Origin of the sequence: Acinetobacter sp. WCHAc060025 (assembly GCF_004209355.1) — a bacterium.
In the GTDB taxonomy this organism is placed as follows: domain Bacteria; phylum Pseudomonadota; class Gammaproteobacteria; order Pseudomonadales; family Moraxellaceae; genus Acinetobacter; species Acinetobacter wuhouensis.
Genome location: NZ_SGSX01000049.1, coordinates 1 through 4064, shown reverse-complemented (window position 1 = coordinate 4064; position 4064 = coordinate 1). Strand labels below are relative to the sequence as shown.

Genomic DNA, 4064 nt, shown 5'->3' with positions numbered 1-4064 from the left:
CTCTTTTGATAAAAAAAGCATGACTAAAAGCCATGCCTTGGGATTCGTATAACGCGTATTATGTTAATTTTAGAAAGTCTTTAAAATAAGAATTTATAAAAAACTCTTTCTCATCATTAATTTTTAAAGATAAGTTATTGCATAATAATTCTTTCTTACTCAAATCAATTATGATCAAAATGATGTGGGTCTAGGATTTTAGACCATGCCTATAGTCGTAAAGCACTGGCTCATCGTGTATCGATCAGTATGGAAACAGACTTTTGCATAGATGCGTTGCAAGAAGCAATTGTGAAATATGGTTGTCCTGAAGTCTTTAATACAGACCAAGGCAGTCAATTCACAAGCGAGGCATTTTTGAATGAGTTAAAATTGCGAAATATCCGTATCAGTATGGATGGAAAAGGACGATGGATGGATAATGTGATGATTGAGCGTTTATGGCGCAGCGTGAAGCATGAGGAAGTCTATTTGAAGGCTTACGATACGGTTAAACAAGCGATACAATCAATTGCTGAATATTTGGATTTTTATAACATGATACGTCCTCATTCAAGTTTGAATAAGGCAACACCGAATGAATTTTATGATCAACATTTACTAAAAGTAATGGCAGCATAATTTAAATATTTAGAGCGGGTTTATCACTTATAAAACTGAATTGAGTTGTCTAATTAACGGAACCACATTAATATCTCGATAGGTATAGTAGAGTGATATCTCGATAGGTATAGTGTTTTGCAGTTTAGAGGAGATATCGCGATGCATACGCGGAAGGCAATAACGGAGGCGCTTCAAAAACTCGGAGTCCAAACCGGTGACCTCTTGATGGTGCATGCCTCACTTAAAGCGATTGGTCCGGTCGAAGGAGGAGCGGAGACGGTCGTTGCCGCGTTACGCTCCGCGGTTGGGCCGACTGGCACTGTGATGGGATACGCGTCGTGGGACCGATCACCCTACGAGGAGACTCTGAATGGCGCTCGGCTGGATGACGAAGCCCGCCGTACCTGGCTGCCGTTCGATCCCGCAACAGCCGGGACTTACCGTGGGTTCGGCCTGCTGAATCAATTTCTGGTTCAAGCCCCCGGCGCGCGGCGCAGCGCGCACCCCGATGCATCGATGGTCGCGGTTGGTCCGCTGGCTGAAACGCTGACGGAGCCTCACGAACTCGGTCACGCCTTGGGGGAAGGATCGCCCGTCGAGCGGTTCGTTCGCCTTGGCGGGAAGGCCCTGCTGTTGGGTGCGCCGCTAAACTCCGTTACCGCATTGCACTACGCCGAGGCGGTTGCCGATATCCCCAACAAACGGTGGGTGACGTATGAGATGCCGATGCTTGGAAGAGACGGTGAAGTCGCCTGGAAAACGGCATCGGATTACGATTCAAACGGCATTCTCGATTGCTTTGCTATCGAAGGAAAGCCGGATGCGGTTGAAACTATAGCAAATGCTTACGTGAAGCTCGGTCGCCATCGAGAAGGTGTCGTGGGCTTTGCTCAGTGCTACCTGTTCGACGCGCAGGACATCGTGACGTTCGGCGTCACCTATCTTGAGAAGCATTTCGGAACCACTCCGATCGTGCCTCCGCACGAGGCCGTCGAGCGCTCTTGCGAGCCTTCAGGTTAGAGGCCGTCGACAATGATAATCTGGATCAACGGACCTTTCGGCGCCGGAAAGACGACGCTCGCTAAGCGGCTGCGCGATCGGCGTTCCAAATCGCTGATCTTTGACCCCGAGGAAATCGGGTTCGTGGTGAAAGAAACGGTCCCCATGCCAGCGAGCGGAGACTATCAGGATCTCCCCTTGTGGAGGGGACTTACGATCGCGGCGGTCAGGGAGATTCGAAGGAATTACTCGCAGGACATCATCATCCCAATGACGCTCGTGCACCCGGACTATCTGACTGAGATACTCGACGGGGTAAGGCGGATCGACGATCAGCTGCTGCACATCTTTCTGACGCTCAACGAGGACCTATTGCGTCACCGGATCGCGAACCAGACCATGCATCCTGACCCGAATCGAAATGCGGAGATTCGAGAGTGGCGATTAGCGAATGTCGCCCGATGCTTGGCCGCAAGGGAACGGCTTCCATGCACAACCCGTGTTCTCGATAGTGGTGCACACACCAGCGATGAACGGCACTGTTGCAAATAGTCGGTGGTGATAAACTTATCATCCCCTTTTGCTGATGGAGCTGCACATGAACCCATTCAAAGGCCGGCATTTTCAGCGTGACATCATTCTGTGGGCCGTACGCTGGTACTGCAAATACGGCATCAGTTACCGTGAGCTGCAGGAGATGCTGGCTGAACGCGGAGTGAATGTCGATCACTCCACGATTTACCGCTGGGTTCAGCGTTATGCGCCTGAAATGGAAAAACGGCTGCGCTGGTACTGGCGTAACCCTTCCGATCTTTGCCCGTGGCACATGGATGAAACCTACGTGAAGGTCAATGGCCGCTGGGCGTATCTGTACCGGGCCGTCGACAGCCGGGGCCGCACTGTCGATTTTTATCTCTCCTCCCGTCGTAACAGCAAAGCTGCATACCGGTTTCTGGGTAAAATCCTCAACAACGTGAAGAAGTGGCAGATCCCACGATTCATCAACACGGATAAAGCGCCCGCCTATGGTCGCGCGCTTGCTCTGCTCAAACGCGAAGGCCGGTGCCCGTCTGACGTTGAACACCGACAGATTAAGTACCGGAACAACGTGATTGAATGCGATCATGGCAAACTGAAACGGATAATCAACGCCACGCTGGGATTTAAATCCATGAAGACGGCTTACGCCACCATCAAAGGTATTGAGGTGATGCGTGCACTACGCAAAGGCCAGGCCTCAGCATTTTATTATGGTGATCCCCTGGGCGAAATGCGCCTGGTAAGCAGAGTTTTTGAAATGTAAGGCCTTTGAATAAGACAAAAGGCTGCCTCATCGCTAACTTTGCAACAGTGCCCGAAAAAGCAATTAAGTGCATATTTTGAGTTTTATAATTTGAAACGACCTCATTCGAGTCTAGACAAAATGACACCAAATGAGTTTTACTATGATCAGCTACCCCAACAAAACAAGGTGGCTTAACTAGAGCGGAATATCACTTATAAATACGCTTTTAGTTGTTCAAACAAGTGGGACCACCTCTCTCGCATTTGCGGGGTTTTTAATGCTGAATAAAAGGAAAACTTGATGGAATTGCCCAATATTATTCAACAATTTATTGGAAACAGCGTTTTAGAGCCAAATAAAATTGGTCAGTCGCCATCGGATGTTTATTCTTTTAATCGAAATAATGAAACTTTTTTTCTTAAGCGATCTAGCACTTTATATACAGAGACCACATACAGTGTCTCTCGCGAAGCGAAAATGTTGAGTTGGCTCTCTGAGAAATTAAAGGTGCCTGAACTCATCATGACTTTTCAGGATGAGCAGTTTGAATTAATGATCACTAAAGCGATCAATGCAAAACCAATTTCAGCGCTTTTTTTAACAGACCAAGAATTGCTTGCTATCTATAAGGAGGCACTCAATCTGTTAAATTCAGTTGCTATTATTGATTGTCCATTTATTTCAAACATTGATCATCGGTTAAAAGAGTCAAAATTTTTTATTGATAACCAACTCCTTGACGATATAGATCAAGATGATTTTGACGCTGAATTATGGGGAGACCATAGAACTTACCTAAGTCTATGGAATGAGTTAACTGAGACTCGTGTTGAAGAAAGATTGGTTTTTTCTCATGGCGATATCACGGATAGTAATATTTTTATAGATAAATTCAATGAAATTTACTTTTTAGATCTTGGCCGTGCTGGGTTAGCTGATGAATTTGTAGATATATCCTTTGTTGAACGTTGCCTAAGAGAGGATGCCTCGGAGGAAACTGCTAAAATATTTTTAAAGCATTTAAAAAATGATAGACCTGACAAAAGGAATTATTTTTTAAAACTTGATGAATTGAATTGATTCTAAGCATTATCTAAAAATACTTAATTGTCTTTTAACGTCGCTAAATTTTAAATAAATAAGTGAAGAGTGTTAGTGGAGCCACTGATTTAAAGTT

The 4064-nt window shown here is 45.9% G+C and carries 4 protein-coding genes and 2 pseudogenes; all 6 read left to right on the top strand.

Annotated elements, in window-relative coordinates:
* Nucleotides 1-210 precede the first annotated feature (210 nt).
* Nucleotides 211-621 (top strand): annotated as a pseudogene (locus tag EXE09_RS18500) (transposase); the annotation flags it as partial.
* Nucleotides 622-762: 141 nt separating this feature from the next.
* Entirely contained in the window at nucleotides 763-1623 is an 861-nt protein-coding gene (gene aac(3)-IId / locus EXE09_RS18495; RefSeq protein ID WP_000557454.1) for an aminoglycoside N-acetyltransferase AAC(3)-IId, read from the top strand.
* A gap of 12 nt (nucleotides 1624-1635) precedes the next feature.
* The gene (locus EXE09_RS18490) at nucleotides 1636-2154 is read left to right on the top strand and encodes an AAA family ATPase (protein WP_130118232.1); all 519 of its coding nucleotides are present in this window, start codon (nucleotides 1636-1638) and stop codon (nucleotides 2152-2154) included.
* 46 nt (nucleotides 2155-2200) lie between these two features.
* Nucleotides 2201-2905, top strand: coding sequence for an IS6-like element IS26 family transposase (locus tag EXE09_RS18485; RefSeq protein ID WP_001067858.1), 705 nt, complete (start codon nucleotides 2201-2203; stop codon nucleotides 2903-2905).
* 18 nt (nucleotides 2906-2923) lie between these two features.
* Nucleotides 2924-3082 (top strand): annotated as a pseudogene (locus EXE09_RS18475) (integrase core domain-containing protein); the annotation flags it as partial.
* Between the two features lie 105 nt (nucleotides 3083-3187).
* Complete coding sequence (locus EXE09_RS18470; RefSeq protein WP_014386410.1) at nucleotides 3188-3967, top strand: APH(3')-VI family aminoglycoside O-phosphotransferase; 780 nt, start codon at nucleotides 3188-3190, stop codon at nucleotides 3965-3967.
* Nucleotides 3968-4064: the final 97 nt, after the last annotated feature.